At 60.9% G+C, this 26,077-nt stretch carries 26 protein-coding genes; 18 read left to right on the top strand and 8 right to left on the bottom strand.

The window, feature by feature from the left end:
- Positions 1 to 14 precede the first annotated feature (14 nt).
- Positions 15 to 698, top strand: coding sequence for a L,D-transpeptidase family protein (locus J7U39_RS26985; RefSeq protein ID WP_011423457.1), 684 nt, complete (start codon positions 15 to 17; stop codon positions 696 to 698).
- A 69-nt stretch (positions 699 to 767) separates the two neighbouring features.
- Here J7U39_RS26985 and J7U39_RS26980 read toward each other — a convergent pair whose 3' ends face one another.
- The 5 genes from J7U39_RS26980 to hslV form a co-directional block, all read right to left on the bottom strand.
- A complete protein-coding gene (locus tag J7U39_RS26980; protein ID WP_210632836.1) occupies positions 768 to 2,939 on the bottom strand; it encodes a malate synthase G in 2,172 nt (723 codons plus the stop codon).
- A gap of 85 nt (positions 2,940 to 3,024) precedes the next feature.
- Positions 3,025 to 4,437, bottom strand: a complete 1,413-nt coding sequence (locus J7U39_RS26975) for a cytochrome P450 (RefSeq protein ID WP_210632835.1) — start codon at positions 4,435 to 4,437, stop codon at positions 3,025 to 3,027.
- Positions 4,438 to 4,485: 48 nt separating this feature from the next.
- Positions 4,486 to 5,433, bottom strand: coding sequence for a DUF1402 family protein (locus tag J7U39_RS26970; RefSeq protein ID WP_210632834.1), 948 nt, complete (start codon positions 5,431 to 5,433; stop codon positions 4,486 to 4,488).
- Positions 5,434 to 5,621: 188 nt separating this feature from the next.
- Entirely contained in the window at positions 5,622 to 6,929 is a 1,308-nt protein-coding gene (gene hslU, locus J7U39_RS26965; RefSeq protein ID WP_210632833.1) for an ATP-dependent protease ATPase subunit HslU, read from the bottom strand.
- A 100-nt stretch (positions 6,930 to 7,029) separates the two neighbouring features.
- Positions 7,030 to 7,557: an ATP-dependent protease subunit HslV gene (hslV, locus tag J7U39_RS26960; RefSeq protein ID WP_210632832.1), complete on the bottom strand. Its 528-nt coding sequence runs from the start codon at positions 7,555 to 7,557 to the stop codon at positions 7,030 to 7,032.
- Positions 7,558 to 7,732: 175 nt separating this feature from the next.
- On the opposite strand from hslV, the gene hisB reads away from it, so the two are divergent.
- From hisB to coaA, 9 genes are read left to right on the top strand one after another with little or no spacing between them, the layout of a single operon-like run.
- Complete coding sequence (gene hisB, locus J7U39_RS26955; protein ID WP_210632831.1) at positions 7,733 to 8,341, top strand: imidazoleglycerol-phosphate dehydratase HisB; 609 nt, start codon at positions 7,733 to 7,735, stop codon at positions 8,339 to 8,341.
- A 21-nt stretch (positions 8,342 to 8,362) separates the two neighbouring features.
- Positions 8,363 to 8,848 carry a DUF2628 domain-containing protein gene (locus tag J7U39_RS26950; RefSeq protein WP_210632830.1) on the top strand — a complete coding sequence of 162 codons (486 nt, stop codon included), beginning with the start codon at positions 8,363 to 8,365 and terminating at the stop codon, positions 8,846 to 8,848.
- A 2-nt stretch (positions 8,849 to 8,850) separates the two neighbouring features.
- A complete protein-coding gene (hisH, locus tag J7U39_RS26945; RefSeq protein WP_210632829.1) occupies positions 8,851 to 9,501 on the top strand; it encodes an imidazole glycerol phosphate synthase subunit HisH in 651 nt (216 codons plus the stop codon).
- 52 nt (positions 9,502 to 9,553) lie between these two features.
- The gene (locus J7U39_RS26940; protein ID WP_210632828.1) at positions 9,554 to 9,736 is read left to right on the top strand and encodes a hypothetical protein; all 183 of its coding nucleotides are present in this window, start codon (positions 9,554 to 9,556) and stop codon (positions 9,734 to 9,736) included.
- The gene (locus J7U39_RS26935; RefSeq protein ID WP_210632827.1) at positions 9,733 to 10,290 is read left to right on the top strand and encodes a hypothetical protein; all 558 of its coding nucleotides are present in this window, start codon (positions 9,733 to 9,735) and stop codon (positions 10,288 to 10,290) included. The genes J7U39_RS26940 and J7U39_RS26935 overlap by 4 nt, the downstream gene beginning before the upstream one ends.
- A gap of 6 nt (positions 10,291 to 10,296) precedes the next feature.
- Positions 10,297 to 11,043 (top strand): 1-(5-phosphoribosyl)-5-[(5-phosphoribosylamino)methylideneamino]imidazole-4-carboxamide isomerase, encoded by a 747-nt coding sequence (gene hisA / locus J7U39_RS26930; protein WP_210632826.1) that lies wholly within the window; start codon positions 10,297 to 10,299, stop codon positions 11,041 to 11,043.
- A complete protein-coding gene (hisF, locus tag J7U39_RS26925; RefSeq protein WP_184454375.1) occupies positions 11,044 to 11,832 on the top strand; it encodes an imidazole glycerol phosphate synthase subunit HisF in 789 nt (262 codons plus the stop codon).
- Positions 11,833 to 11,848: 16 nt separating this feature from the next.
- Positions 11,849 to 12,172 carry a phosphoribosyl-ATP diphosphatase gene (locus J7U39_RS26920; RefSeq protein ID WP_085776452.1) on the top strand — a complete coding sequence of 108 codons (324 nt, stop codon included), beginning with the start codon at positions 11,849 to 11,851 and terminating at the stop codon, positions 12,170 to 12,172.
- Positions 12,169 to 13,164: a type I pantothenate kinase gene (gene coaA, locus J7U39_RS26915; protein ID WP_210632825.1), complete on the top strand. Its 996-nt coding sequence runs from the start codon at positions 12,169 to 12,171 to the stop codon at positions 13,162 to 13,164. Before J7U39_RS26920 ends, coaA begins: the two co-directional genes overlap by 4 nt.
- 14 nt (positions 13,165 to 13,178) lie before the next feature.
- Here coaA and J7U39_RS26910 read toward each other — a convergent pair whose 3' ends face one another.
- From J7U39_RS26910 to J7U39_RS26900, 3 genes are all read right to left on the bottom strand, one after another.
- Positions 13,179 to 13,790, bottom strand: coding sequence for an alpha-ketoglutarate-dependent dioxygenase AlkB (locus J7U39_RS26910; RefSeq protein ID WP_210632824.1), 612 nt, complete (start codon positions 13,788 to 13,790; stop codon positions 13,179 to 13,181).
- Position 13,791: 1 nt separating this feature from the next.
- Positions 13,792 to 14,229 carry an alternative ribosome rescue aminoacyl-tRNA hydrolase ArfB gene (gene arfB, locus J7U39_RS26905; RefSeq protein ID WP_210632823.1) on the bottom strand — a complete coding sequence of 146 codons (438 nt, stop codon included), beginning with the start codon at positions 14,227 to 14,229 and terminating at the stop codon, positions 13,792 to 13,794.
- Between the two features lie 160 nt (positions 14,230 to 14,389).
- Positions 14,390 to 16,000, bottom strand: a complete 1,611-nt coding sequence (locus J7U39_RS26900) for a phosphoenolpyruvate carboxykinase (protein WP_210632822.1) — start codon at positions 15,998 to 16,000, stop codon at positions 14,390 to 14,392.
- Between the two features lie 338 nt (positions 16,001 to 16,338).
- Between J7U39_RS26900 and J7U39_RS26895 the strand changes: the two genes are divergently transcribed.
- From J7U39_RS26895 to tsaE, 8 genes are all read left to right on the top strand, one after another.
- Complete coding sequence (locus tag J7U39_RS26895) at positions 16,339 to 17,076, top strand: response regulator transcription factor (RefSeq protein ID WP_210633055.1); 738 nt, start codon at positions 16,339 to 16,341, stop codon at positions 17,074 to 17,076.
- 76 nt (positions 17,077 to 17,152) lie between these two features.
- Complete coding sequence (locus J7U39_RS26890; RefSeq protein WP_210632821.1) at positions 17,153 to 18,943, top strand: sensor histidine kinase; 1,791 nt, start codon at positions 17,153 to 17,155, stop codon at positions 18,941 to 18,943.
- Complete coding sequence (locus J7U39_RS26885) at positions 18,940 to 19,392, top strand: serine/threonine protein kinase (RefSeq protein WP_210632820.1); 453 nt, start codon at positions 18,940 to 18,942, stop codon at positions 19,390 to 19,392. Before J7U39_RS26890 ends, J7U39_RS26885 begins: the two co-directional genes overlap by 4 nt.
- A 151-nt stretch (positions 19,393 to 19,543) precedes the next feature.
- On the top strand, positions 19,544 to 19,945 hold the full coding sequence (locus tag J7U39_RS26880) for a PTS sugar transporter subunit IIA (RefSeq protein WP_011423437.1): 402 nt from the start codon (positions 19,544 to 19,546) through the stop codon (positions 19,943 to 19,945).
- 9 nt (positions 19,946 to 19,954) lie between these two features.
- Entirely contained in the window at positions 19,955 to 20,230 is a 276-nt protein-coding gene (locus tag J7U39_RS26875; RefSeq protein WP_011423436.1) for an HPr family phosphocarrier protein, read from the top strand.
- 144 nt (positions 20,231 to 20,374) lie between these two features.
- Positions 20,375 to 21,775 carry an adenosylhomocysteinase gene (ahcY, locus tag J7U39_RS26870; protein ID WP_088391285.1) on the top strand — a complete coding sequence of 467 codons (1,401 nt, stop codon included), beginning with the start codon at positions 20,375 to 20,377 and terminating at the stop codon, positions 21,773 to 21,775.
- Positions 21,776 to 21,978: 203 nt separating this feature from the next.
- Positions 21,979 to 24,564, top strand: coding sequence for a PAS domain-containing sensor histidine kinase (locus tag J7U39_RS26865; protein ID WP_210632819.1), 2,586 nt, complete (start codon positions 21,979 to 21,981; stop codon positions 24,562 to 24,564).
- Positions 24,561 to 26,075, top strand: coding sequence for a tRNA (adenosine(37)-N6)-threonylcarbamoyltransferase complex ATPase subunit type 1 TsaE (gene tsaE, locus J7U39_RS26860; protein ID WP_210632818.1), 1,515 nt, complete (start codon positions 24,561 to 24,563; stop codon positions 26,073 to 26,075). The genes J7U39_RS26865 and tsaE overlap by 4 nt, the downstream gene beginning before the upstream one ends.
- The last annotated feature ends 2 nt before the right edge of the window (positions 26,076 to 26,077 follow it).

Raw genomic sequence — 26,077 nt, 5'->3', positions numbered from 1 at the left:
TTCAAGAGTTATCTATGCGCATCCGCAATGCATTCCCTGTATTTGGCCTGCTGACGACGCTCGCACTGGCCGGCTGCTCCACTAATTCCGAAAGCGCATCCGTCGACGACAAGGGTGCAGGCCCGACGGTACAGACAGCTCAAATCTTCAACGACGCCTATGGCGTGACGAAGGATGCCGGATACTCCCTGCCGGCGATCCCGATCGACAGGGTCAAGCCGCAGTTCCGCCGCCAGGTCGTCAGCTACCAAACCACCGAGCGTCCCGGCACCATCATCGTCAACACGCGCGAGCGTTTCCTCTATTACATCCTGCCGAACGGCAAGGCGATGCGCTACGGCATCGGCGTCGGCAAGCAGGGCTTCGCATGGGCCGGCACCGCCTATGTCGCCTGGAAGCAGGAATGGCCGACCTGGCACCCACCGAAGGAAATGGCTGAACGCCGCCCCGACGTCGCCAAATACGTCGAGGAGGGCATGGGCCCCGGTCTCAGCAATCCTCTCGGCGCGCGCGCCATGTATCTCTTCAACGACGACGGCAAGGACACCCTGTTCCGCCTGCACGGCACGCCGGAATGGGCTTCGATCGGCACCGCCGCTTCCTCGGGCTGCATTCGCCTGATGAACCAGGACGTCATCGACCTCTACAGCCGCGTCCGCCCCGGCAAGGGGACCTCCAAGGTCATCGTCATCCAGTAAGGTAGATACCGAATTCGGTGTAAAAAAGGCCGCCGGACTGTCGTCCCGGCGGCCTTTTCGTATTCTCGGTCACGCCGATTGCTTCGCCTTGAGCTCGAGACGGCGGCGGTGAAGCACCGGTTCCGTATAGCCGTTCGGTTGCTCCCTGCCCTTCAGGACGAGATCGAGGGCGGCCTGGAAGGCAATCGAATCATCGAAATTGCCGGCCATTGGGCGGTAGGCCGGATCGGATTCGTTCTGTCGGTCGACGATGGCAGCCATGCGTTTCATCGTTTCGACGATTTGAGCTTCGGTGACGACTTGGTGATGCAGCCAATTTGCCATGTGCTGGGCCGAAATGCGCAAGGTCGCGCGATCCTCCATCAGGCCGATATTGTTGATGTCGGGCACTTTCGAGCAGCCGACGCCCTGATCGATCCAGCGCACGACATAGCCGAGGATACCCTGAGCATTGTTGTCGAGCTCTCGCTGGATTTCCTCCGGCGTCCAGTTCGGCCGCACCGCAACCGGCACGGAGAGAATGTCGGAAAGTCTGGCGCGAGCACGGTCCTTCAGCCCCTGCTGGACCTTGGCGACGTTGACGCGGTGATAGTGGGTGGCATGCAGGGTTGCAGCCGTCGGCGAAGGCACCCAGGCGGTATTGGCGCCGGCCTTGGGATGGGCGATCTTCTGTTCCAGCATCGCCGCCATCAGGTCCGGCATCGCCCACATGCCCTTGCCGATCTGCGCATGGCCGGAAAGGCCGCATTCCAGGCCGATATCAACGTTCCAGTTCTCATAGGCCGATATCCACGCTGCCTGGCGCATATCGCCCTTGCGAATCATCGGACCGGCTTCCATCGAGGTGTGGATCTCATCGCCGGTGCGGTCGAGGAAACCGGTATTGATGAAGACGACGCGCTCGCGGGCGGCACGAATGCACTCCTTGAGGTTGACCGTCGTGCGCCGCTCCTCGTCCATGATGCCCATCTTGATGGTGTTGCGCGCCATGCCGAGCGCGTCTTCAACCCGAGAGAAAATCTCGACGGCGAAGGCGACCTCTTCTGGCCCATGCATCTTCGGCTTCACCACATATATGGAGCCGGTGCGGGAATTCTTCTTCCGGCCGGCGGGACCGATATCGTAAAGCGCGATCAGAGCAGTGATGACGGCATCCATGATGCCCTCAGGCACTTCGTTGCCGTCCTTGTCGAGGATCGCGGGATTGGTCATGAGGTGGCCGACATTGCGCACCAGCATCAACGAACGGCGATGTACTTCGAACGAAGTGCCATCCGGGCCGGTATAGTCCAGATCCGGGTTGAGCTTGCGGACGAAGGTCGTTCCGCCCTTTGCCACCTCTTCCTGCAGATCGCCCTTCATCAGGCCGAGCCAGTTGCGATAGACGATGACCTTATCCTCGGCGTCGACGGCGGCAATCGAATCCTCGCAGTCCATGATCGTGGTGATCGCCGATTCCAGCCAGACATCGGAAATATGGGCCGGATCGGCCTTACCGATCGCCGTTGTCGGATCGATGACGATATCGATATGAATGCCGTTGTTCTTCAGGAGAACATGGCTCGGCGCCGCGGCATCGCCGCGATAGCCGGCAAAATGCCCGCGGTCTCTGAGCATTGTCTGCTCGCCGTCGACCGATCTGATAACGAGCGTTCCGTCCTTAACGGCGAAGCTGCCGACATCCTTCCAGCTGCTGTCCTGTAGCGGCGCCGCCGTATCGAGGAAATCTCGCACCCAGGCGATGACCTTTTCGCCGCGCTTTGGATTATAGCCCTTGCCCTTCTCGGCGCCGTCGCTCTCGGGAATGGCGTCGGTGCCATAGAGCGCATCATAGAGCGAGCCCCAGCGAGCGTTTGCGGCGTTCAGGGCGTAGCGGGCGTTCATCACGGGAACGACGAGCTGCGGACCGGCGATGGAGGCGATCTCGGGATCGACGTTTCCGGTTGAGACCTGGAAGTCTGACCCTTCCGGCAGGAGGTAGCCGATGCTGCGGAGAAAGGACTGATATTCGTCCATATCCGACGGGGCGCCATGCTGGCGATACCAGTCATCAATCTTCGTCTGCAGCTCGTCGCGTTTGGCCAGCAGTGCGCGATTGCGTGGGGCGAGATCGTGGACGATTGCCGAAAAATCGGCAAAGAATCTGTCCACATCGATCGCCAGACCCGGCAGAACCTCCTGCATCAGGAAATCGTGAAGGACGGTTTCGATGGCAAGACCGTTCTTATCAATGCGGCTCATGCGATATTCTCCTTGGCAACGCCTGTGAATGCTGCCACTTTGCCCGCCTTTCATTCACAGTCAATTCTGCAATGGTTCGAAAGATTTATGCCGTTCGGGAAATTATGCGCGACGTCACGCGCATGGGAAGCCCGTTCTGCGGCTGAGTCGTCAGCTTCTGCACCGGCCAGGGATTGGTGGCTGCCGTCTGATCGAAACGGAAACGGTGCATCATGACCGCCAGTGCGATCACCGCCTCCTGCAGCGCGAAGGTCGCGCCGATGCAGACGCGCGGGCCGGCGCCGAACGGCAGAAACTGGAACCGGCCGATGCTGCCGCGGTTTTCCGGCAGGAAGCGCTCCGGCATATAGGCGCGCGGCTTTTCCCAATAAAGTTCGTGGCGATGCAGCGTCCAGGGCATGATGAGCACGGTGATGTCGGCCGGTATTTCGATCCTTTCGCCCTTGGCGTTTATCCAGAGATCATCAGCGATCGCGGCGCGGTTGATGGAAGGTGCGGGCGGATAGAGCCTGAGAGCCTCTTCGAAGGCCGCCCGTGTCACTGGCATCAGATCTAGCCATTCCACAGGTTCGGCTCCAGTCGCCAGGACGGCATCGATCTCCGTCTCCATCGCCTCGCGAATATGCGGGCTGTTGGCGACACAATAGAGCGTCCAGGCAAGCGCACGCGCGGTCGTCTCGTGACCGGCTCCGATGAAAGTCAGGATATTGTCCTCGATCTCCTCCTTGGTGAGGCCATCCGGACCGGCCTGTTCCAGGAGCAGCGTCAGAAAATCTTCCGGTGCGGCGGCGCGATCGGCCTTCATCTTCGCCAGACGCATATCCATGGTGTCGCGAACGATCGCCCTGAATTTCTCGAGCACCTTCTGGCCGCCAATGCGGGTGAGACGCGGCACCCAGGAGGGCGCGCGCAGCAGGTCCATCGGGTCGACGCGGCCCATGCGGTGGAGAAGCTGGTTGACGTCGTCGGCGAAATGGCCGCTCGACGAAATGATTTCGCCGGAAAAGAGCGTCTCGGCAAGAATCGCAAAGGTCAGATCAGTCATATCGGTGGCAATGTCGAAGTCCTGGCCATCCGCATCGACGTTCGCGTATTTGCGGACAAAATCTTCCGATTGCCGCAGCATCTGGCCGGCAAAACCTTTGGCGTGGCGCGGCGTGAAGACCGGCGCGACCGCCTTTCTCGATCGCTTCCAGACCTGGCCTTCCGCCGTCAACAACCCGTCACGCAGGATTGGCCGCAGCACCAGCTGGCGAATGTCGGACATGCGGTAATTGGCGGCATTGTCGACCAGTATGTGCTTGATCAAGCCGGGATCGTTGACGATCAGGGTGTGTTGCCCGAAGAAGCTCGTCTTGATCCAGGGCAGCGTGTAGGAGGGCTCGCCCCAGAGTTCGAGCGGGTTGCGCAGAATGATGCGGATGATATCAAGCCGGCTCGGCGGCACGGTGCGCGGCAGCGGTGCCGGCGGAACGAAGGGATCCGGACGCATGTCCATCGTCAAAGCCTTTCGGGGAAGAGCGACGCCTTCCCGGCAAGCTTGAAGCTAGAGCAGGCCCTTGAGTTCGTCCAGCTTGTCGTTGATCAGCCAGCCGTAATAATTCTCTTCGGGCCAAACGGTCGCGCCGGAAGAGCGGTTTTTCGCGGCCAGCGCCGCGGCACGCTGACGGGAATTGCCGACATTGTAAAGCGTCGCCGTCAGGCCGGGATTGCCGGAGATGTCCATGCCGGCAATCTCTTTGTAATCGTCGATCGATCTGCGGATCGAGGCGGCGACGAAAGCGAGCGAGATGTCGGGATCCATGATTGCCCTGTAGACGGCGCCGGCATTCTTCTCGTTCAGCTTCGGATAGCCGGAGACGCGGCTGACGAGATCGGAAAGCATCAGCGCCGTCAGGGGATTGACCTGGCCAAGGCCGAAGGTCTGGCCGGCGTAAAAGGGCTGAAAGAAGACCGCACTGAAGCGATTGTTGGGGAAGCTCTCGCCGCCGACGGTCTTGCCGCGGAAATCGCTTTCCCAGACATCTTCCCGGCAGGACCAGAGCGTGTAGGAATCACTCTTGCCCTTGCACCCGGCAAATTGGGGCCGAGCGACGAAATCGTCGACGCTCTCGCCGTCATAGGCGAAACGGAAACTTTCACCGGCGTAGGAGGCGGCCTTGACGTAATAGGCCTGCAGCCGGTCATAGGCGTCGACATTATAGGTATGTTCACCGACGATCGCGCCGATGACATGGATGGGATTGATGCCATAAGCGCTGGAGACCTTGCGGATCTTTGCCATCAGTTCGTGATCGGTCGCGAGAAGCTCATGGACCTTCTCATATTTCAGATCGAAGCTGCTCTTGGTGCCCTTGGTGCGGCGGACGGACGCTCCGGGAATATCGGGCTGCTCGGCATGGCGATTGCCCGCCGGCACCGTCTGCATGGCGAAAGCCGGCTTCGAATTCACCAGGGCAACGGCAATCAAAAGGCTTGTCAAAAGGCGTCGCACGATCCGCTATCCCGTCCGTTCATCGTCCTGTTCGCGATGCGGCTGACTGGACCAGAATCTTGGCCGAATAATGCCGTAGCGGAAAACAAAACGGGCCTTCACTAAAAAGGAAAAGGCCCGCTGTCGATAGTCGAGGTCAACAGAATGCGGCATTCACATCGGTAAAGCCATGCACCGGTGCGGCGATATCACAGAATGAAGCGGGACAGATCGGTATTCTGCGCGAGATCGCCGACATGTTCTCGCACATAGGCTGCATCGATCGTGATGGCTGCCCCGGCCCGATCGGGCGCATTGTAGGAAATATCGTCCAACACCCGCTCCATCACCGTCTGCAACCGGCGTGCGCCGATATTCTCGACCGAGGAGTTCAAGTGAACGGCGACATCGGCCAGCGCGTCGATCGCGTCCTCGGTGAAATCGAGGTTCAGATTTTCGGTTTCCATCAGCGCTCGATACTGGCGGATGAGGCTTGCTTCGGTCTCCGTCAGGATCCGGCGGAAGTCTTCCTTGTTCAGCGGACGCAGCTCGACGCGGATCGGCAGGCGGCCCTGCAGCTCCGGCAGAAGATCCGAGGGTTTGGAGACATGGAAGGCGCCGGAGGCGATGAAGAGGATATGGTCCGTCTTCACAGGGCCGTATTTGGTCGAAACCGTCGTGCCTTCGACGAGCGGCAGCAGGTCGCGCTGGACACCTTCGCGTGAAACGCCGGCGCCCATGCCGCCGTCGCGGGCGGCGATCTTGTCGATCTCGTCAAGGAAGACAATGCCGTCGTTCTCGGTGGAACGGACGGCCTCGCGCTGGATCACCTCGTTGTCGATCAGCTTGTCGGATTCATCGCGGATCAGATCGGTATAGGAGGCCTTGACCGTCGTGCGCACCTTCTTGGTGCGTCCGCCCATCGCCTTGCCGAACATTTCCGACAGGTTGAGCACGCCGATATTGCCGCCCGGCATGCCGGGTATTTCGAAGCCGCCCATGCCAGAACCGGCATCGGCCACCTCGATATCGATTTCCTTGTCATCGAGCTCGCCGTCCCTGAGCTTCTTGCGGAAACTTTCGCGGGTGGCGGGCGAAGCGGTGGTGCCGACCAGCGCATCGAGCACACGCTCCTCGGCGCTGACATGGGCCTTGGCCTGCACCTCGGCCCGCTTCTTCTCGCGCACTAGGCCGATGCCGACCTCGACCAGATCGCGGATGATCTGCTCGACATCACGGCCGACATAACCGACTTCGGTGAACTTGGTGGCTTCGACCTTGATGAAAGGGGCGCCGGCGAGTTTTGCCAGACGCCGGGAGATCTCCGTCTTACCGACACCGGTTGGGCCGATCATCAGGATGTTTTTCGGCATGACCTCGTCGCGCAGGCTCGGGTCGAGCTGCTGGCGACGCCAGCGGTTGCGCAGCGCGATCGCGACGGCGCGTTTGGCATCATGCTGGCCGATGATGTAGCGATCGAGCTCGGAAACGATCTCGCGGGGGGAAAAGGTCGTCATTGCGTATCATTCTCCTGGCGGTCCGGAGCCATCGGCCCGGCCGCAATTCGTTGTTTCGCCGCGGCAGGTCAGCCGCGGCGGCAGCCGAAAGGCCTGGTATTCAGCCTTCGACATCCAGCGATTCCACCACAATATTGTGGTTGGTGTAGACGCAGATGTCGGCGGCGATCTCGAGGGCGCGCCGGGCGACCTCTTCGGCCGATTTGTCGCTATCCATCAGTGCACGGGCGGCGGCGAAGGCAAAATTGCCACCAGAACCGATCGCCGTCGTGCCGTGTTCGGGCTCCAGAACATCGCCGTTGCCGGTGATTGCCAGCGTGATCGACTTGTCGGCGACGAGCATCATGGCTTCGAGATTACGCAGGTATTTGTCGGTACGCCAGTCCTTGGCGAGTTCGACGGCGGCGCGCATCAGCTGACCGGGATATTGTTCCAGCTTCTTTTCAAGCCTTTCGAGCAGGGTGAAGGCGTCAGCCGTGGCGCCGGCGAAACCGGCGATGACTTCGCCCTTGCCGATGCGCCGCACCTTGCGGGCATTGCCCTTCATGACGGTCTGGCCGAGGCTCACCTGGCCATCGCCCGCCATCACCACCTTGCCGCCTTTTCGAACTGTAATGATTGTTGTCATAAAACACCTGTCTGCCCATGAGGCGGGCCTTTACGCGAGACCGCATGCCGGTCCTTGTTGAACCCTATGTAAGCAGGCCTGAGCCGATTGCAAATGGGGGCTTTTCTCCTCCGCGGCTTCTGGATATTTGCCGATGCGCCTGATAAGGAACGGCCTTATTCCGATGGAGGGCCACATGGCCGAGACCGAAGCAAGCCGAACGGGCAGCGTTGCCCGCAAGACCAACGAGACGTCGATTTCCGTTTCCGTCAACCTGGACGGCACCGGCAAATCGAAGATTTCGACCGGCGTCGGCTTCTTCGACCATATGCTCGACCAACTTTCGCGGCATTCGCTCATCGACATGGACATCGAAGCCAAGGGCGACCTGCATATCGACGATCATCATACGGTCGAAGATACCGGCATTGCGATCGGCCAGGCGATCTCGAAAGCGCTCGGCGATCGGCGAGGCATCACACGCTATGCTTCGATCGATCTCGCCATGGACGAGACGATGACCAAGGCGGCGGTCGATCTTTCGGGTCGCCCGTTCCTCGTCTGGAATGTCGCCTTCAGCGCGCCGAAGATCGGCACCTTCGACACGGAACTCGTGCGCGAATTCTTCCAGGCGCTCGCCCAGAACGCCGGCATCACCTTGCATATTCTCAACCATTATGGCGCCAACAACCACCATATTGCCGAGACATGCTTCAAGGCGGTCGCCCGCGCATTGCGCACGGCGACAGAGATCGATCCGAGACAGGCGGGCCGTGTTCCCTCGACGAAGGGCACGCTCGTCTGAGCCCCTCAGGGAGCGGCGACAATGACCTCCAGCTATATTTTCCTGACACCGCCAGGCGGGGCGAGTGTAGCGACCGATGAGGTGCGCACGATTCGCGACGGTTTCACCTGGCTCGGCCTCCTGTTTCCATGGGCTTGGCTTCTGGTGCACCGGCTATGGCTGCATGCGGCTGCGGCTTTTCTCTTGCAGGGAATCGGCGGCGCACTGATGGACGAACCCGGTCTGGGGCCGGCGGGTGCGGCGATCATGCTGGGCGTGAATATAGTGGTCGCTCTCGAAGGCCAGAACTGTCGCATCCGCAATCTTGCCGCCAAGGGCTGGAACGAGGACGCCCTCATTGCAGCCGATAAGCTCGATATTGCCGAGCAGGTCTATTTTGCGGACAAGACGGTGCCTGCGGGCAGTGACGATACGGTCGCACCGGATTGGCAGAACAAGTCCGGTGCAAACAGGCTGCGTGGCCAAGCGACATCTCTTGGTCTCTTTGGTTTTGATGGAGGACGCTGACGATGCGCGTCGCGATTATCGACTACGGTTCCGGCAACCTTCGTTCGGCGACCAAGGCTTTCGAGCGGGCCGCGCGCGAGGCGGGCATCGATGCCCATATCGATCTCACCGATAAGGCGGAGGACGTTGCTGCGGCCGATCGTATCGTGTTGCCGGGCGTCGGCGCATACGCCGATTGCCGGCGCGGCCTGGATGCCGTGCCCGGAATGAGCGAGGTGCTGATCGAGGCTGTCGAGAATAAGGCGCGGCCTTTCCTCGGCATCTGTGTCGGCATGCAGCTCATGTCGTCGCGTGGCCTCGAGAAAACCGTAACACACGGCTTCGGCTGGATCCCAGGCGACGTCATCGAGATGACGCCTGACGATCCCTCGTTGAAGATTCCGCAAATCGGCTGGAACACGCTCGACCTGAAGCGCGAACATCCGCTGTTCGACGGCATTCCCACCGGGACGCAGGGGTTGCACGCCTATTTCGTGCATTCCTACCATCTTGCCGCCAAAAACCCCGAGGATGTCATTGCGACCGTCGATTACGGCGGGCCGATGACCGCCCTCGTCGGGCGCGACAACATGGTGGGCGCCCAGTTTCACCCGGAAAAGAGCCAGAAGCTCGGCCTCGCCCTGATCGCCAATTTCCTGCGCTGGAATCCGTAATACCTGCGCCTTATTTCCTCTTTATGGAAAGGGAGGAACAGGAGTGCGCTCGATGCCGGCTTCGCAGAAATCAGGCAAGGTGTTCTATATGCTGCGGCCCTCCAGGGAGGGTCTGCCTCCCTTCTCGGACATCCGGCTTCCCGACGGGACGATCATTCGTCGTGTCGACGAAGCCCTCCATAAAAGAGCGCTTTCCAACGCGGCCAAGGCATTGAAAGAAAGGCTGGACCGATGATCCACGAATTCCTTGCCGGCAACGAGAATTCGCAGCTGCGCGCCAATGGGATCAACGCCGGGGATATCACCGAAGCCGTGCTGGAATTCTATATCGAAGGCGAAGACGATCTGATCGGCCTGCTTGCCTACGCCCTTTACGAGCGGCAGAAGCGCGATTTCGTCGTCAGCTATCGCAAGCGGAATGCCGGTCGTTCGCCCAATGAGGCCGAGCTTGCCGCAGTTTCCAGCAACTATCTCTCCACCGACCTGCGCAACACTCTGCGCGATCGCGCCTCGCAGATTCTTTCGAGCTATGCCGAGACCTATGTGGAGGCGATGGAGCCAGATATCCGGCTCGCCGCCGTCAACAGCGACGCCCTGCGGCGGGTGCGCGAGATCGAGAAATCGGTGAAGAAGCGCCTCGGTTTCTGGCGCCAGGTGCGTGCCGGCTTCATCGTCATCCTGCTGCTTCTGCTGCTTTTGAGCGCGGCCGCCATTGCCGCTGTCTTTTTCCGCTCGGATATCGTAGATGCGTGGAATGCGCTGATGGCGGCGATCACTCTACGGACGTAAGACGACATGATTCTTTTTCCCGCGATCGATCTGAAGGGCGGCCAATGCGTTCGCCTGAAGCTCGGCGACATGCAGCAGGCGACGGTTTACAACACCGATCCGGCCGCCCAGGCGAAATCCTTCGAAGACCAGGGCTTCGAATGGTTGCATGTGGTCGATCTCGATGGCGCCTTCGCGGGGCATTCGGCCAATGGCGACGCCGTCGAGACGATCCTGAAGGCGACGAAAAATCCGGTGCAGCTCGGTGGCGGCATCCGCACGCTCGACCACATCGAAGCCTGGCTGTCGCGGGGGTTGCGGCGGGTCATCCTCGGCACCGTCGCCGTCAGAAATCCTCAGCTGGTCATCGAGGCCTGCCGGAAGTTTCCCAACCGCGTCGCCGTCGGCATCGATGCCAAGGGCGGCAAGGTGGCGGTCGAGGGTTGGGCTGAAGCTTCCGAACTCGGCATTATCGAGCTTGCCAGGAAATTCGAGGGCGCCGGCGTTGCCGCGATCATCTACACTGATATCGACCGCGACGGCATCCTGACCGGCATCAACTGGAGCTCGACGCTGGAACTCGCCGATGCCGTCTCCATTCCCGTCATCGCTTCGGGCGGCCTGGCCTCCATGGACGATATCAAGCGCATGCTGCAGCCCGACGCGCAGAAGCTGGAAGGAGCGATTTCCGGCCGGGCGCTTTACGACGGTCGCATCGACCCCAAGGAAGCGCTGGCGCTGATCAAGGCCAACAGGGCCAAGGAGACTGCGTAAATGACCCTCAAGGCTCGTGTCATTCCCTGCCTCGACGTCAAGGACGGCCGCGTCGTCAAGGGCGTCAATTTTCTCAATCTCGTTGATGCCGGCGATCCGGTCGAAGCGGCGAAGGCCTATGACGCGGCCGGCGCCGACGAGCTCTGTTTCCTCGACATCACCGCGTCCTCGGACAATCGCGAAACGATTTTCGATGTCGTGTCGCGCACGGCCGATCAATGTTTCATGCCGCTGACGGTCGGAGGCGGGGTCAGAACCATCGCCGACATCCGCAAGCTCTTGCTGTGCGGCGCCGACAAGGTGTCGATCAACTCGGCAGCTGTCAGCAATCCTGATTTCGTCGCCGAGGCGGCCGACAAGTTCGGTGACCAGTGCATCGTCGTCTCGATCGACGCCAAGCGCAGGCGCACGCAAGCGGTCGGCGGCGACAATCTCAGCGCCTGGGAAATCTATACGCATGGAGGCCGCAACGCGACCGGCATCGATGCCGTCGAATTCGCGCAGAAGATGGTGGCGCGCGGGGCCGGCGAACTGCTGGTCACCTCCATGGACCGCGACGGCACCAAGGTCGGCTACGACCTGGAGCTGACGCGGACGATCGCCGATGCGGTGCGTGTGCCGGTCATTGCGTCCGGCGGTGTCGGCGACCTCGACGATCTCGTCGCCGGGGTGAAGGAAGGCCATGCCAATGCCGTGCTGGCCGCATCGATCTTCCACTTCGGCACCTATACTGTCGGCGAGGCAAAACACTATATGTCGAAGTGCGGCATCGACATGCGTCTCGACTGAACCCTGAGAGCAGACAATGAGCGGATTTTCCCTTTCCGACCTCGAACGCATCGTCGAAGAGCGATCGAAAGCCTCACCGGAGCAGTCCTGGACAGCCAAACTCGTGGCCGCCGGCCAGCCGAAGGCGGCGAAGAAGCTCGGCGAGGAGGCCATCGAAGCGGTGATGGCGGCGGTGACAGGCGATCGCGACAATCTGACCTATGAGGCGGCCGACCTGCTCTATCACCTATTGGTCGTATTGAAGATTGCTGAAATACCGCTAGAGAATGTCATGGCCGAACTCGAGCGCAGAACCGCGCAGTCCGGTCTCAAGGAAAAGGCCAGCCGGCAGAGTTCATGAGTATCGCGACTGAGATTATCGGGGTGCCGGAGATATTGGATCACTTCCAGTCTGAATCCTATTCGCCCTACCATTTCTTCTCTTCCGGGCAATGGGCGAAATTCCGCGCCGACACGCCGCTGACGCTGACCGGCGACGAGGTCAAGCGGCTGCGTTCAATGGGCGACCCGATCGATCTCGACGAGGTCCGGCGCATCTACCTCTCGCTGTCGCGCCTGCTTTCGTCGCATGTCGAATCCTCGCAGATGCTGTTCGACCAGCGCAACCGCTTCCTCAGCATGTCGGATGTCACGAAAACGCCTTTCGTCATCGGCATCGCCGGCTCGGTCGCTGTGGGAAAATCGACCACAGCCCGTATCCTGAAGGAGCTCCTGGGGCGCTGGCCTTCCAGCCCGAAGGTCGATCTCATCACGACAGACGGCTTCCTCCACCCGAACGCGGTGCTGCAGCGGGAAAAGCTGATGCAGCGCAAGGGTTTCCCGGAAAGCTATGATACGGGCGCGATCCTGCGCTTCCTCTCGGCGATCAAGGCCGGGCGGCCCGATGTGAAGGCGCCGTGTTATTCGCATCTCGTCTATGACGTGCTGCCGGACGAATACAAGATCGTCGACCGTCCCGACATTCTGATCTTCGAAGGCATCAACGTGCTGCAATCGCGCGACCTGCCGGCCGACGGCAAGATCGTGCCGATGGTATCCGACTTCTTCGACTTCTCGATCTACATCGATGCCGCGGAAGACCAGATCCACAACTGGTATGTGACGCGCTTCATGCGGCTGCGTGAAACCGCCTTCCGCGATCCCAACTCCTATTTCCATCGCTACGCCTCGATCACCGATGCGGAAGCGCTTGAAATCGCCGAAGATCTCTGGAGGAACATCAACTTGAAGAACCTGCGCCAGAACATCCTGCCGACGCGGCCGCGCGCCGATCTCATCCTGAAAAAGGGCAAGGATCATCTGATCGAACAGGTCGCACTCAGAAAACTATAGCAGGCGATCAATTTTCACGAACGAACGCGGCGCAGCGTCAGATTGATGCGGCCGCCGTTCTTCAACAGCGTCGATGTCGCGGGGTAGATCCGGTCGACGCCATGATAACAAAGCCTCCCCTCACCGCCCAGCACGACCAGATCGCCGCTCGCAAGCTTGAAGGACAGCGTGCGATCATTGCGGTTGAGGCCGCCGACCCGGAAGAGGCAGCTGTTGCCGAGCGAGATCGAGACGACCGGCGCCTGCAAATCCCTCTCGTCCTTATCCTGATGCAGGCCCATGCGGGCGTCGTCGGAATAGAAATTGACGAGGCAAGCCTCCGGCGGCTTCTCATAACCCGAAACGTCATTCCAGATATCGAGCAATTGCTGCGGCATATAAGGCCAGGGCCCGCCGGTTGCCGGATGCGTCGGCTGATAACGATAGCCCCGCTCCTTGTCCGTCACCCAGCCGAGCGGCCCGCAATTGGTCATCCTGACCGACATCGGTTTGCCGGTGCCGGGCATGACGGGCACATAGAGCGGCGCCTCGGTGACCACGGCACGGATCACCTCGACCAATTCCTCCTGGCGCGCCCGGTCAAGATAGCCGGGCAGATACCGGATGCCGTTCAGGAGCTCGGGCATGTCATTCACCGCCGCCGGGCCGGCCGCGCATTTTTTTGACTTCCGAGCGGCCGGATTTTTCCTTCAGGCGGCGTTCGACCGAACCTTTGGTCGGCTTGGTCTTCTTGCGCGGCGGCGGCGGCGGCTTGGCTGCCTCCAGAATCAGTTCCTTCAGCCGCTCGCGGGCATCCTCGCGGTTGCGGTCCTGGCTGCGAAAGCGGCTCGCCTCGATCATCAGCACGCCCTCCTTCGACATGCGCCGACCGGAGAGCTTGATCGCGTTGGCCTTGACGCGATCATTGAGGGAAGGCGAATTGGCGATGTTGAAGAACAGCTGGACCGCGGTCGAAACCTTGTTGACGTTCTGCCCACCGGGGCCGCCCGCCAGAACGAATTGTTCCGTCAGCTCCCATCCCGCGATGGTGATCCTGTCATCGATGTAGAGCGCGTCACTGGCCATGCGGCGTTCTATCTCATATCGGCCGCCAATTGAAAATTGGCCCTCAACGAGAAAACCCGGCAATCCTGCAATACCGGGTTTCACGTGAATCAGAGATTTTGTTTAGCGCAATTCCGCGCGCAAAACCGCTGCACACTTTTGCTGGAATTGCTTGCGCTTCTTATTCGGCGGCCACCTTTACGCCCGGGGCCGCATCGCGAACGCCGCCGTCGACGTGACCTTCGAACTTGGCGAAGTTGGCAATGAACATCGAGACCAGCTTTTCGGCCTGCGCGTCGTAGGCTGCCTTATCGGCCCAGGTCGAGCGCGGATCGAGAATGCCACCGTCGACGCCATCGACGGAAACCGGCACGGCAAAGCCGAAGTTCGTGTCTGTGCGGAATTCGAGCTGGCCGAGTTTGCCGCTGAGGGCGGCAGCGAGAAGGGCACGCGTCGCCTTGATCGGCATGCGCTTTCCGGTGCCGTAGGCGCCGCCGGTCCAGCCGGTGTTGACGAGCCAGCACTCGACGCCGTGGCGGCTGATCAGCTCCTTGAGCAGGTTGCCGTATTCGGCCGGATGACGCGGCATGAAGGGCGCGCCGAAGCAGGTGGAGAAGGTCGCTTCCGGCTCGACGACACCCTTTTCGGTGCCGGCCACCTTGGCGGTGTACCCGGAGAGGAAGTGATACATCGCCTGATCGGGCGTCAGGCGCGCGATCGGCGGCATGACGCCGAAGGCATCGGCCGTCAGCATGATGATCGTCTTCGGATGCCCGGCCCGGCCGGTTTCCGAGGCATTCGGGATGAAATGCATCGGGTAGGCGCAACGGGTATTTTCAGTCAGCGAACCGTCATCGAAATCGGGTTCACGCCGTTCGTTGAGGACAACGTTTTCGAGCACGGTGCCGAAGCGCTGCGTCGTTGCGTAGATTTCCGGTTCGGCCTCAGCCGAAAGGCGGATGGTCTTGGCGTAGCAGCCGCCTTCGAAGTTGAAGATGCCGTTTTCGCTCCAGCCGTGTTCGTCGTCACCGATCAGCGTGCGGGCCGGATCGGCCGAAAGCGTCGTCTTGCCGGTGCCGGAAAGACCGAAGAAGACAGCCGCGTCACCGTCCGGACCGACATTGGCCGAGCAGTGCATCGGCATGGCACCCTTGGCCGGCAGCAGGTAGTTGAGCACGGTGAAGACCGACTTCTTCATTTCGCCGGCATAGGAGGTGCCGCCGATGAGAACGAGACCGTTGGTGAGATCGCAGGCGATCACCGTTTCCGAACGGCAGCCGTGACGGGCCGGATCGGCCTTGAAGCTCGGCAGGTCGATGATCGTCAGCTTCGGCACGAAGGTCGGCAGCGCCGCCTCCTCGGGGCGGATCAGCAGATTGCGGATGAACAGCGAATGCCAGGCGAATTCGGTGATGACTCGGGTCGGCAGGGCGTGGCCTTCCTCGGCGCCGCCGACGAGATCCTGAGCGAACAGATCCTTGCCCGCTGCATGCGCCAGCATATCGTCGCGCAGCAGGGCAAAATGCTCCGGCGAGAGGGGCTTGTTGTTGTCCCACCAGATTTGACCATCGGTATTGGTGTCGCGAACGACGAATTTGTCGCGCGGCGAACGGCCCGTATGCTGACCGGTGAGGGCCCGAAGCGCACCCTGAGCTGTCAGTTCGGCTTCACCCCGGCGGATCGCTTCTTCATAGAGCGCTGCGGCGGAAAAGTTATAGCGGACGCTGGCTGCGCCGCCCAATCCAACCGTTGCAAGCTCCGTTGCCGGGTTATGAACTCCGAACTTTTCCATGGCTAGTTCCCTTTGCTCAGGCTCGTTGCCGTTAAAACCAAGCGGGAAAATACGGGGAGAAATTTTAAAAGACAAGAGACAAAAATTGAGAAAATATAGTAATATCAAATAATTAATCGATTTAAATTTGTCTCATTCTTTTTAAATCGTTTGAAGAGCCGCGTTGAAACATTTCCACCTACAACTTTGAGATGCCGTGGAATTTTACAACAATCTTCCCCTTTATCTTTGCCACAATTTGTTCCACCTTTATCCTCCATAAGCGCATCCGGTCATTGAGACCGCCTGGGGACGACCAAAATCCGGGAGATTGCGCACTGATGACGGAGACCAATGCTATGGCGACAATCGCGCTCGTTGACGACGACCGCAACATCCTCACCTCGGTGTCGATCGCACTGGAGGCCGAAGGATATAAGGTCGAGACTTATACGGACGGTGCCTCGGCGCTCGACGGCCTTCTGGCGCGACCGCCACAGCTGGCGATCTTCGATATCAAGATGCCGCGCATGGACGGCATGGAACTGTTGCGCCGCCTGCGGCAGAAATCGGATATTCCGGTCATTTTCCTCACTTCCAAGGATGAGGAGATCGACGAACTGTTCGGCCTGAAGATGGGGGCGGACGATTTCATCACCAAGCCTTTCTCGCAGCGCCTGCTGGTGGAACGCGTCCGCGCCGTCCTGCGTCGGGCCTCGAGCCGCGAAGCCGCAGCCGCCGGCGGCACGAGCCCCAGCGGTGCGCCGAAGGCCGGCGCGGTGCAGCAGGCCCGCTCGCTGGAGCGCGGGCAGCTCGTCATGGACCAGGAGCGCCATACCTGCACCTGGAAGGGTGAGGCCGTGACGCTGACGGTGACCGAGTTCCTGATTCTGCATTCGCTGGCGCAGCGCCCCGGCGTCGTGAAAAGCCGCGACGCGCTGATGGATGCAGCCTATGATGAACAGGTCTATGTCGACGACCGGACCATCGACAGCCACATCAAGCGGCTGCGCAAGAAATTCAAGATGGTCGATACCGACTTTGATATGATTGAAACACTCTACGGAGTGGGATACCGCTTCCGCGAAGCAGCCTGAGCCCGAGCGGCACAGCTGGAAATGTTGAAGGTTGCCGGCCGGTTTATCCGGCCCAACCTTTCGAAAGGGCCTGTCATTGGCACAGTTGGTGCAGGAAAGGGATTTGGACGATGCGGAGGGCGTGAGCACCCGTCGCGTCCGAGGCCGCCGTTGGTCGCATCCCTTCACGCTGATCCGCCGCATCTTCGGCAATGCGGTGTTTTCGAGCCTGACGCGGCGCATCCTGTTCTTCAACCTCGTCGCGCTTGTGGTGCTCGTCGGCGGCATTCTCTATCTCAACCAGTTTCGCGAAGGCTTGATCGACGCCCGCGCCGAAAGCCTGTTGACGCAGGGTGAAATCATTGCCGGCGCCGTTTCGGCCTCCGCGTCAGTCGATACGAACTCGATCACCATCGATCCGCAAAAGCTGCTCGAACTGCAGGCCGGCCAGAGCATCACCCCGGTGCCGAACGACGAGGATCTGGAATTTCCGATTGATCCGGAAAAGGTCGCGCCGGTCCTGCGCCGACTGATCTCGCCAACACGCACACGCGCGCGCATCTTCGATGCCGACGCCAATCTGCTGCTCGATTCGCGCCACCTCTATTCGCGCGGCCAGGTGCTGCGCTTCGACCTGCCGCCGGTCGAAGAAGAGAAGCAGACCTGGAGCGATTGGTTTGCGACGTTGTTCAACAAGGCGCTGCAGCCGGGCAATCTGCCGCTCTACAAGGAAGCACCGGGCGGCGACGGCTCGATCTATCCCGAGGTGATGAACGCGCTGACCGGCGTGCGCGGCGCAGTCGTGCGCACCACCGAGAAAGGCGAGCTCATCGTTTCCGTCGCCGTTCCGATCCAGCGCTTCCGTGCCGTGCTCGGCGTGCTGCTGTTGTCGACGCAAGCCGGCGACATCGACAACATCGTTCATGCCGAACGGCTGGCGATCATGCGGGTTTTCGGTGTGGCGACGCTCGTCAACGTACTGCTGTCGCTGGTGCTCTCGTCGACGATCGCCAATCCGCTGCGCCGTCTTTCGGCCGCCGCCATCCGCGTTCGCCGCGGCGCCAAGACACGTGAGCAAATTCCGGACTTTTCCGCCCGCCAGGACGAAATCGGCAACCTCTCCATCGCCTTACGCGAGATGACGACGGCGCTCTATGACCGCATCGACGCGATCGAGAGCTTTGCCGCCGATGTCAGCCACGAGCTCAAGAACCCGCTGACCTCACTGCGCAGCGCCGTTGAAACACTGCCGCTCGCCAGGTCGGAGGATTCCAAGAAACGGCTGCTTGATGTCATCCAGCACGATGTCCGCCGCCTCGACCGCCTGATCAGCGATATATCAGACGCCTCGCGGCTCGATGCCGAACTCGCACGCGTCGATGCCGGCTCTGTCGACATGGAGGTGCTGCTGCGCGACCTGATCGACGTGTCCCGCCAGATCAGGGGAAGCAAGAAGCAGGTGGAGATCGAGTATACGGTGGAACGCAAGCCGAACATCAAAACCCGTTTCGTCGTGAACGGCCACGATCTGCGCATCGGCCAGATCGTCACCAACCTGATCGAGAATGCCCGCTCCTTCGTGCCCGAGAAGGGCGGCAAGATCACCGTGCGGCTGGTACGCACACGGTCACGCTGCGTCACCACCATCGAAGACAACGGCCCCGGCATTCAGGCGGAAAATATCGACCGCATCTTCGAGCGTTTCTACACGGACCGTCCGGAATCGGAAGGTTTCGGCCAGAATTCCGGCCTCGGCCTTTCGATCAGCCGCCAGATCGCCGAAGCCCACGGCGGTTCGCTGAGGGCGGAGAACATCACCGATGGCGAGAACGGGCGCGTGCTCGGCGCGCGCTTCATCCTCGCCCTTCCGCTCGATGCCGCCGCATGAGCGAGCCGGCTCCCACCATCCATGCGACGGCGATTGTCGTGGGCAGGACGGGGCTGCTGTTCAGCGGGCCCTCCGGCTGGGGAAAGTCGATGCTGGCATTCACCTGCATGACCGAAGCCCGCCGGCTGGGTCTTTTTACGGCGCTGGTCGCCGACGACCAGGTCCTCCTATCGGAAAAAGCCGGGTCGGTGATTGCCACCTGCCCGCCGTCGATCGCCGGGCTCATCGAACTTCGCGGCACCGGCATCGTCCGGCAGGATCACGTGTCCCCGGCAACCATGCACTATGCCGTGCTTCCGGGCAGCGCTTCCGGTGAAAACCGCGTCCCTGCGGAGGGCGAAATCGTCAGTCTTGCCCCTGGTTTTTCGCTTCCCGCATTGCGGTTGCTCACAAATGTTGCCTCACCGCTGGCGATCCTGATGGCGAAAGCGCCTGACATCGGATGCTGAAAGGCTTCCGGATTGATCAATCCGCCTTATATGTTTGCATTTTTATCTTGCACTTCGGCTTTTCATAGCCAAGATGTGCCGCCACCGGTGGACGAAATTGCTGCATTGCGATATCTCAGCCACCGTTTGCGTATATGGGAGCAGTAATATCATGATCGGACTTGTGCTTGTCACTCATGGCAAGCTGGCTGAAGAGTTTCGTCATGCTGTCGAGCACGTCGTCGGTCCTCAGAAATTTATCGAGACGGTCTGTATTGGCCCCGAAGACGATATGGACCAGAGACGGCAGGACATTCTGCAAGCCGTATCCGGCGCCGATGACGGCCATGGCGTCGTCATCTTGACCGACATGTTCGGTGGCACACCATCTAACCTCGCCATCTCGGTCATGAGTAGCGGCCACACCGAAGTCATTGCCGGCATGAACTTGCCGATGCTGATCAAGCTCGCCGGCGTCCGCGGCGAGAACAACATGGAGAAGGCGCTGGTGGAGGCTTCCGAAGCCGGGCGGAAATATATCAATGTCGCGAGCCGCGTGCTCAGCGGAAAATAACGGCGCTTCATGACATCGCTTTCCCGGGAACTCCTTATCATCAACAAGCGCGGCCTTCACGCTCGCGCTTCCGCCAAATTCGTGCAGATGGTCGAGAATTTCGATGCGGCCATCACCGTTTCCAAAGATGGAATGACGGTCGGCGGCACCTCAATCATGGGCCTCATGATGCTTGCCGCAAGCCCCGGGTCCAGCGTCGTCGTCTCGGCAAGCGGCAGCCAGGCTCAGGAAGCCTTGGAGGCCCTTGATCAGCTGATCCAGAACAAGTTCGGCGAAGAAATGTGAGCTCGGCCGAGTTCATATAAACATATAAAGACTTCTTTATATCCTTATTGCCATCCCAGGCGAAGCCTGCTAAACGGCTGATATGCCGTGCGCTTGCTTGCGCCTGCGCCAATTTTTGAGACGTTTTTCAGCCTGGAGACCTCTATGAGCACTGAAAAAGATTATGTCGTCGCCGATATCGGGCTTGCGGATTTCGGCCGCAAGGAAATTACGATCGCCGAAACCGAAATGCCGGGGCTGATGTCGTGCCGCGCCGAGTTCGGCGACGCAAAGCCGCTGAAGGGCGCACGCATCACCGGTTCGCTGCACATGACCATCCAGACGGCCGTGCTGATCGAAACCCTGGTTGCGCTCGGCGCCGAAGTCCGCTGGGCCTCGTGCAACATCTTCTCGACGCAGGACCATGCCGCAGCCGCGATCGCCGCCGCCGGCGTTCCGGTTTTCGCCATCAAGGGCGAGTCGCTCGAAGACTATTGGGTCTATACCGACAAGATCTTCCAGTGGGCCGATGGCGGCCTTTCCAACATGATCCTCGATGACGGCGGCGACGCCACCATGTACATCCTGCTCGGCGCCCGCGCCGAAGCCGGCGAGGACGTGCTCTCCAACCCGCATTCCGAAGAAGAGGAAATCCTCTTCGCCCAGATCAAAAAGCGCCTTGCCGCTTCCCCGGGCTGGTTCACCAAGCAGCGCGATGCCATCAAGGGCGTCACCGAGGAAACCACGACCGGCGTCAACCGCCTCTACCAGCTCAGCCAGAAGGGCCTGCTGCCCTTCCCGGCGATCAACGTCAACGACTCCGTCACCAAGTCGAAGTTCGACAACAAATACGGCTGCAAGGAATCGCTGGTCGACGGCATCCGCCGCGGCACCGACGTGATGATGGCCGGCAAGGTTGCCGTCGTCTGCGGTTACGGTGACGTCGGCAAGGGTTCCGCTGCGTCGCTCTCCGGCGCCGGCGCCCGCGTCAAGGTTACGGAAGCCGATCCGATCTGCGCTCTGCAGGCCGCCATGGACGGTTATGAAGTCGTGCTGCTCGAAGACGTCGTTTCGTCGGCCGATATCTTCATCACCACGACAGGCAACAAGGACGTCATCCGCATCGACCACATGCGGCAGATGAAGGACATGGCGATCGTCGGCAATATCGGCCATTTCGACAACGAAATCGAAGTCGCCGCGCTGCGTAACCTCAAGTGGACCAACGTCAAGCCGCAGGTCGACCTAATTGAGTTCCCCAAGGGCAACCGCATCATCCTTCTCTCCGAAGGCCGTCTGCTCAACCTCGGCAATGCGACCGGCCATCCGTCCTTCGTGATGTCGGCTTCCTTCACCAACCAGACGCTGGCGCAAATCGAGCTCTTCACAAAGCCCGGCCAGTACGAGAACAAGGTGTACATCCTGCCGAAGCATCTCGATGAGAAGGTCGCACGCCTTCACCTCGACAAGCTCGGCGTGAAGCTGACCCAGCTCAGCGAAGAGCAGGCCGCCTATATCGGCGTGAAGCCTCAGGGTCCGTTCAAGTCCGACCACTACAGATATTGATGGCACCATCAATATCCACAAGATGTAGAAGCCGCGGCATTGACAAATGCCGCGGCTTATTTTTTGGCCGCTCTCTTCCCGCCGATTCCCTTCCGAAGTATTGTTTTAAGACTTGATTCGGGACGCCGGACCCCGTCCGACCGCTCCGAAAATGGGATGTCTTGTCGTAATGCGGCACATTGAAGGACGGAGACATACCGCGGATGTCGGAAGTGAAAAACAGCCTGCCCGGTCAGGCGGATGACGGCGCTCGCGCCGGTCGCCGCCCGCTCTCGGCGGGCCGAGAATATAAATCTGCAACGGCACACGAGGCCGCAAAGCAAGAGCATGGATCATTGGCGCGCCTCCTGAAAACGTGCGCGGCCGGCACGGCGCTTGCCGCGCTGGCGCGGCCGGTTCTGGCACAGACCGAGCGGCAGGTGGCCGCCTCGGCTCACCTCTTCACCTCCTCGCAGGTCGTCGGCGTTTCCGTCGTCATCGGCGTCATCTCGGCGGCCCTGCTTTCAACGCTCTGGCTCGTACGCCAGCGCGGCAATCTGGAAAACGAGAGCCGCGAAATCCGCTCGGCGCTTTCCGATGCCCAGCAGCGCATTTCGCAATATCAGGCGCTGATCGCCGACAAGAACCGGCGGATCGTCATCTGGGACGGCAATACGCGCCCCGAGCTTCTCGGCCAGCTTCCGCCCGAGACCGGCGCGCCGCAGGACGGCGAATTCCTGGCCTTCGGCCTCTGGCTGAAATCGCATTCGGCCGCCGATCTGGAAAAGGCGATCGACCGGCTGCGCGACGGCGCGCAGAGCTTCGATATGGTGGTCGAAACCATCCGCGATGAAATCCTCGAGGCGCAGGGCCGGGTTTCCGGCGGACGCGCCTTCGTCCGCTTCGTGGCGCTCAACAATCTGCGCGCCGAGCTTGCCGAACTCAGGATCGAGCGCGACCGGCTGATGACCTCGATCTCGGCCTTCCAGACCATGCTCGACGCGATCGACATGCCGGCCTGGCAGCGCGACCCGGCGGGCCGCCTCACCTGGGTCAACCAAGCTTATGGCGACGCGGTCGAGGCACGCTCGCCGCAGCAGGCGATCAACGAAGGCCGCGAGATGCTGACGACCGTGGCGCGCGAACGCATTCGCGCGGTTACGACGCCGGAATCGCCTTTCCACGACACGATCTCGACCGTTGTGCGCGGCAATCGGACATTCTTCGACGTCGTCGACGTCAAGGTCCCGGGTGGCTCGGCCGGGATTGCGATTGACGTGTCTGATATAGAGGCCGTGCGCGCCGAGCTGGAACGGACGCTGAAGAGCCACGCCGAAACACTTGACCATCTCGCCACACCCGTCGCCATCTTCGACGGCGAGCGCCGGCTGCAATTCTACAACCAGGCCTTCGTCGCGCTCTGGGAGCTCGATATCGCCTTCCTCGAAAGCCGGCCTGATAATAGCGAGCTGCTCGAGCGGCTGCGCGCGGCCAAGAAGCTGCCGGACCAGCTCAACTGGAAAAGCTGGAAGGAAGCGGCCCTTTCCGTCTATCGCGCGCTCGACACGCAATCGGATCTCTGGCACCTGCCCAACGGCCAGACGCTGCGCGTCTTCGCCACCGCCCATCCGCAGGGCGGCGCCACCTGGGTATTCGAAAATCTGACCGAGCAGGTCGATCTCGAAACGCGCTACAACACATTGGTCAAGGTACAGGGCGAGACGATCGATCACCTTTCCGAAGGGGTGGCGGTATTCGGACCGGATGGACGTATCCGCCTGTCGAATCCGGCCTTCCGGGCGCTCTGGGGCATTACGGAAACCGAAGCCAAGCCCGGCACTCATATCCGCGCGCTGGGCGAGGCCTGCGCGCCGTCCTACGACCGGCCGGACGGCTGGAAGACCTTCGCGGAACTGATCACCAGCTTCGATGACGAACGCCGCTCGAGCCAGGGGACGCTGGAACTCTTCTCCGGCCTCGTGCTCGATTACGCCGTCATCCCGCTGCCGAACGCGCAGACCATGCTGACCTTCGTCAACATGACCGACAGCGTGCGGGCCGAGCGGGCTTTGACCGAGAAGAACGAGGCGTTGCGCAAAGCCGACGAATTGAAAAACGACTTCGTTCAGCATGTTTCCTATGAACTTCGCTCACCGCTGACCAATATCATCGGCTTTACCGATCTGCTGCGCACGCAGGGCGTCGGGCCGCTGAATGAACGGCAGGCCGAATATGTCGACCACATTTCGACCTCGTCCTCGGTTCTGCTGACGCTCGTCAACGATATCCTCGACCTTGCGACGGTCGATGCCGGCATCATGCGGCTCAACTATGCCGAGATTGATCTCAACGACCTGCTCGACGACGTCTCGATGCAGATCGCCGACCGGCTGCACGAAAGCGGCGTCGCGCTTGAAATCACCGCCTCCGCCTATCTCGGCTCGATCGTCGCCGATCCGCAGCGGCTGAAGCAGATCCTTCTGAAGCTTCTTGCCAATGCGGCGAATTTCTCGCCCGAGGGCACGTCGATCTCGCTGGAATGCCATCGCGAAGGCACGGATTTCGTCTTCTCCGTCCGCGATCGCGGCCCCGGCATTTCGCCCGACATGATCGCGACCGTGTTCGACCGGTTCGCGACGGGGGCTAAAAGCGGCAAACGCGGCGGCGCCGGCCTCGGTCTCTCGATCGTCGACAGCTTTGTCAGCCTTCATCATGGCGACGTGACGATCGACAGCGAGCCGGGCAAAGGCACGACGGTCGTCTGCCGTATCCCATCGGTCAACATACCGCATTCCGCCGCCGCCGAATGACGACCGATGATACGATCTCGCTGTTCCTGAAAGACGAAGCGGCCACGGTTCGCCTCGGCGAAGACCTGGCGCTTGGCCTGAAGGCCGGAGATTGCCTTGCCCTGTCGGGCGATCTCGGCGCCGGCAAATCCTCGCTTGCCCGTGCGATCCTGCGTGCCATTGCCGATGACGATGGGCTCGAAGTTCCGAGCCCCACCTTCACACTGGTGCAATCCTACGATCTGCGTATCCCGGTTTCGCACTTCGATCTCTATCGGCTCGGTGACCCCGGCGAATTGACGGAGCTCGGCTTCGACGAGGCCCTGCAGAACGGCATCTGTCTCGTCGAATGGCCGGAGATGGCCGCGAGCGAGTTGCCTGGCGAATGCATCACGTTGACGCTGACGCATGAAGGCAACGGCCGCCGGGCGACGATTAGCGCCGCCGGCGCACAGGCTTTGCGCATCCGGCGCGTCCTGGCGATCCGCAATTTCCTCGAAGACGCCGGCTATTCCAATGCCAAACGCCGCTTCCTGACCGGTGATGCCTCGCTTCGCGCTTACGAGGCGATCTATCGCGAGAACGCCGAGCGCCGCATCATCCTGATGGACTGGCGGCCGCATCCCGAGGGACCGCCGGTCCATGACGGCAAACCTTATCCCAAAGTCGCGCATCTGGCACAGAACGCCTATCCCTTCGTTGCGATTGCCGATGCGCTGCGCGAACGGGGTTTTGCGGCGCCGGAGATCTATAAGGTCGATTATCAGCAGGGGATCCTCTTGATCGAGGATCTCGGCACCGAAGGCGTGCTCGATGACGAGGGGCGGCCGATCATCGAGCGTTACCGGCAAAGCGTCGCCTGTCTTGCCCATCTTCATTCCATGCAATTTCCGCCAGACATACCGGTTTCCGCCACGCACACGCATCACATACCGGACTTCGATCGCACGGCGATGAAGATGGAAGTGCAGCTTGTGCTCGACTGGCACATAGCCTGGAAGCGCGGCACCGCCCCCTCGGATACCGAACGCAAGGAATATCTGGCGATCTGGGACGCCCTGATCGATGAACTTGCCACGGCCGAAAAGAACCTGCTGCTGCGCGATTTCCACTCGCCGAACATCATCTGGCGGCCGCAGGAGCCGGGCATCAAAAAGATCGGACTCATCGACTTCCAGGACGCCATGATCGGGCCCACAGCCTATGATCTTGCCTCGCTCGTCCAGGACGCGCGCGTCACGATCGAACCGCAGCTTTTCCGGCAGCTGATGGACGATTATCTGGCGCTTCGCCGCACACAGGGCGGCTTCGACGAAGCCGGATTCCTGAAAGCATGGGCGATCATGTCGGCGCAGCGCAATTGCAAGCTTGCCGGTCTCTGGGTGCGGCTGCTGCAGCGGGACGGCAAGCCCGGCTATCTCAAACATATGCCGCGCACACTTGCCTATCTGAATGTCGCGCTCGAGCACGAGGCGCTTGCCCCCTTGCGCGATTGGTGCACAAGGGCTGGAATAGGCCAGAGCGAATCATAAGT

Origin of the sequence: Rhizobium sp. NLR16a, assembly GCF_017948245.1 — a bacterium.
In the GTDB taxonomy this organism is placed as follows: Bacteria; Pseudomonadota; Alphaproteobacteria; order Rhizobiales; family Rhizobiaceae; genus Rhizobium.
The sequence above is the reverse complement of the archived record's forward strand: the minus strand, read 5'-3'. Positions and strand labels throughout refer to the sequence as shown.

Bases quoted from the DNA above. Each gene is read 5' to 3' on its own strand.
- J7U39_RS26985 (WP_011423457.1), top strand. From the start codon at position 15: ATGCGCATCCGCAATGCATTCCCTGTATTTGGCCTGCTGACGACGCTC.
- J7U39_RS26980 (WP_210632836.1), bottom strand. From the start codon at position 2,939: ATGAGCCGCATTGATAAGAACGGTCTTGCCATCGAAACCGTCCTTCAC.
- J7U39_RS26975 (WP_210632835.1), bottom strand. From the start codon at position 4,437: ATGGACATGCGTCCGGATCCCTTCGTTCCGCCGGCACCGCTGCCGCGC.
- hslU (WP_210632833.1), bottom strand. From the start codon at position 6,929: ATGACGACCTTTTCCCCCCGCGAGATCGTTTCCGAGCTCGATCGCTAC.
- hslV (WP_210632832.1), bottom strand. From the start codon at position 7,557: ATGACAACAATCATTACAGTTCGAAAAGGCGGCAAGGTGGTGATGGCG.
- hisB (WP_210632831.1), top strand. From the start codon at position 7,733: ATGGCCGAGACCGAAGCAAGCCGAACGGGCAGCGTTGCCCGCAAGACC.
- J7U39_RS26950 (WP_210632830.1), top strand. From the start codon at position 8,363: ATGACCTCCAGCTATATTTTCCTGACACCGCCAGGCGGGGCGAGTGTA.
- hisH (WP_210632829.1), top strand. From the start codon at position 8,851: ATGCGCGTCGCGATTATCGACTACGGTTCCGGCAACCTTCGTTCGGCG.
- J7U39_RS26940 (WP_210632828.1), top strand. From the start codon at position 9,554: ATGCCGGCTTCGCAGAAATCAGGCAAGGTGTTCTATATGCTGCGGCCC.
- J7U39_RS26935 (WP_210632827.1), top strand. From the start codon at position 9,733: ATGATCCACGAATTCCTTGCCGGCAACGAGAATTCGCAGCTGCGCGCC.
- hisA (WP_210632826.1), top strand. From the start codon at position 10,297: ATGATTCTTTTTCCCGCGATCGATCTGAAGGGCGGCCAATGCGTTCGC.
- hisF (WP_184454375.1), top strand. From the start codon at position 11,044: ATGACCCTCAAGGCTCGTGTCATTCCCTGCCTCGACGTCAAGGACGGC.
- J7U39_RS26920 (WP_085776452.1), top strand. From the start codon at position 11,849: ATGAGCGGATTTTCCCTTTCCGACCTCGAACGCATCGTCGAAGAGCGA.
- coaA (WP_210632825.1), top strand. From the start codon at position 12,169: ATGAGTATCGCGACTGAGATTATCGGGGTGCCGGAGATATTGGATCAC.
- J7U39_RS26910 (WP_210632824.1), bottom strand. From the start codon at position 13,790: ATGCCCGAGCTCCTGAACGGCATCCGGTATCTGCCCGGCTATCTTGAC.
- arfB (WP_210632823.1), bottom strand. From the start codon at position 14,229: ATGGCCAGTGACGCGCTCTACATCGATGACAGGATCACCATCGCGGGA.
- J7U39_RS26900 (WP_210632822.1), bottom strand. From the start codon at position 16,000: ATGGAAAAGTTCGGAGTTCATAACCCGGCAACGGAGCTTGCAACGGTT.
- J7U39_RS26895 (WP_210633055.1), top strand. From the start codon at position 16,339: ATGGCGACAATCGCGCTCGTTGACGACGACCGCAACATCCTCACCTCG.
- J7U39_RS26885 (WP_210632820.1), top strand. From the start codon at position 18,940: ATGAGCGAGCCGGCTCCCACCATCCATGCGACGGCGATTGTCGTGGGC.
- J7U39_RS26880 (WP_011423437.1), top strand. From the start codon at position 19,544: ATGATCGGACTTGTGCTTGTCACTCATGGCAAGCTGGCTGAAGAGTTT.
- J7U39_RS26875 (WP_011423436.1), top strand. From the start codon at position 19,955: ATGACATCGCTTTCCCGGGAACTCCTTATCATCAACAAGCGCGGCCTT.
- ahcY (WP_088391285.1), top strand. From the start codon at position 20,375: ATGAGCACTGAAAAAGATTATGTCGTCGCCGATATCGGGCTTGCGGAT.
- J7U39_RS26865 (WP_210632819.1), top strand. From the start codon at position 21,979: ATGTCGGAAGTGAAAAACAGCCTGCCCGGTCAGGCGGATGACGGCGCT.
- tsaE (WP_210632818.1), top strand. From the start codon at position 24,561: ATGACGACCGATGATACGATCTCGCTGTTCCTGAAAGACGAAGCGGCC.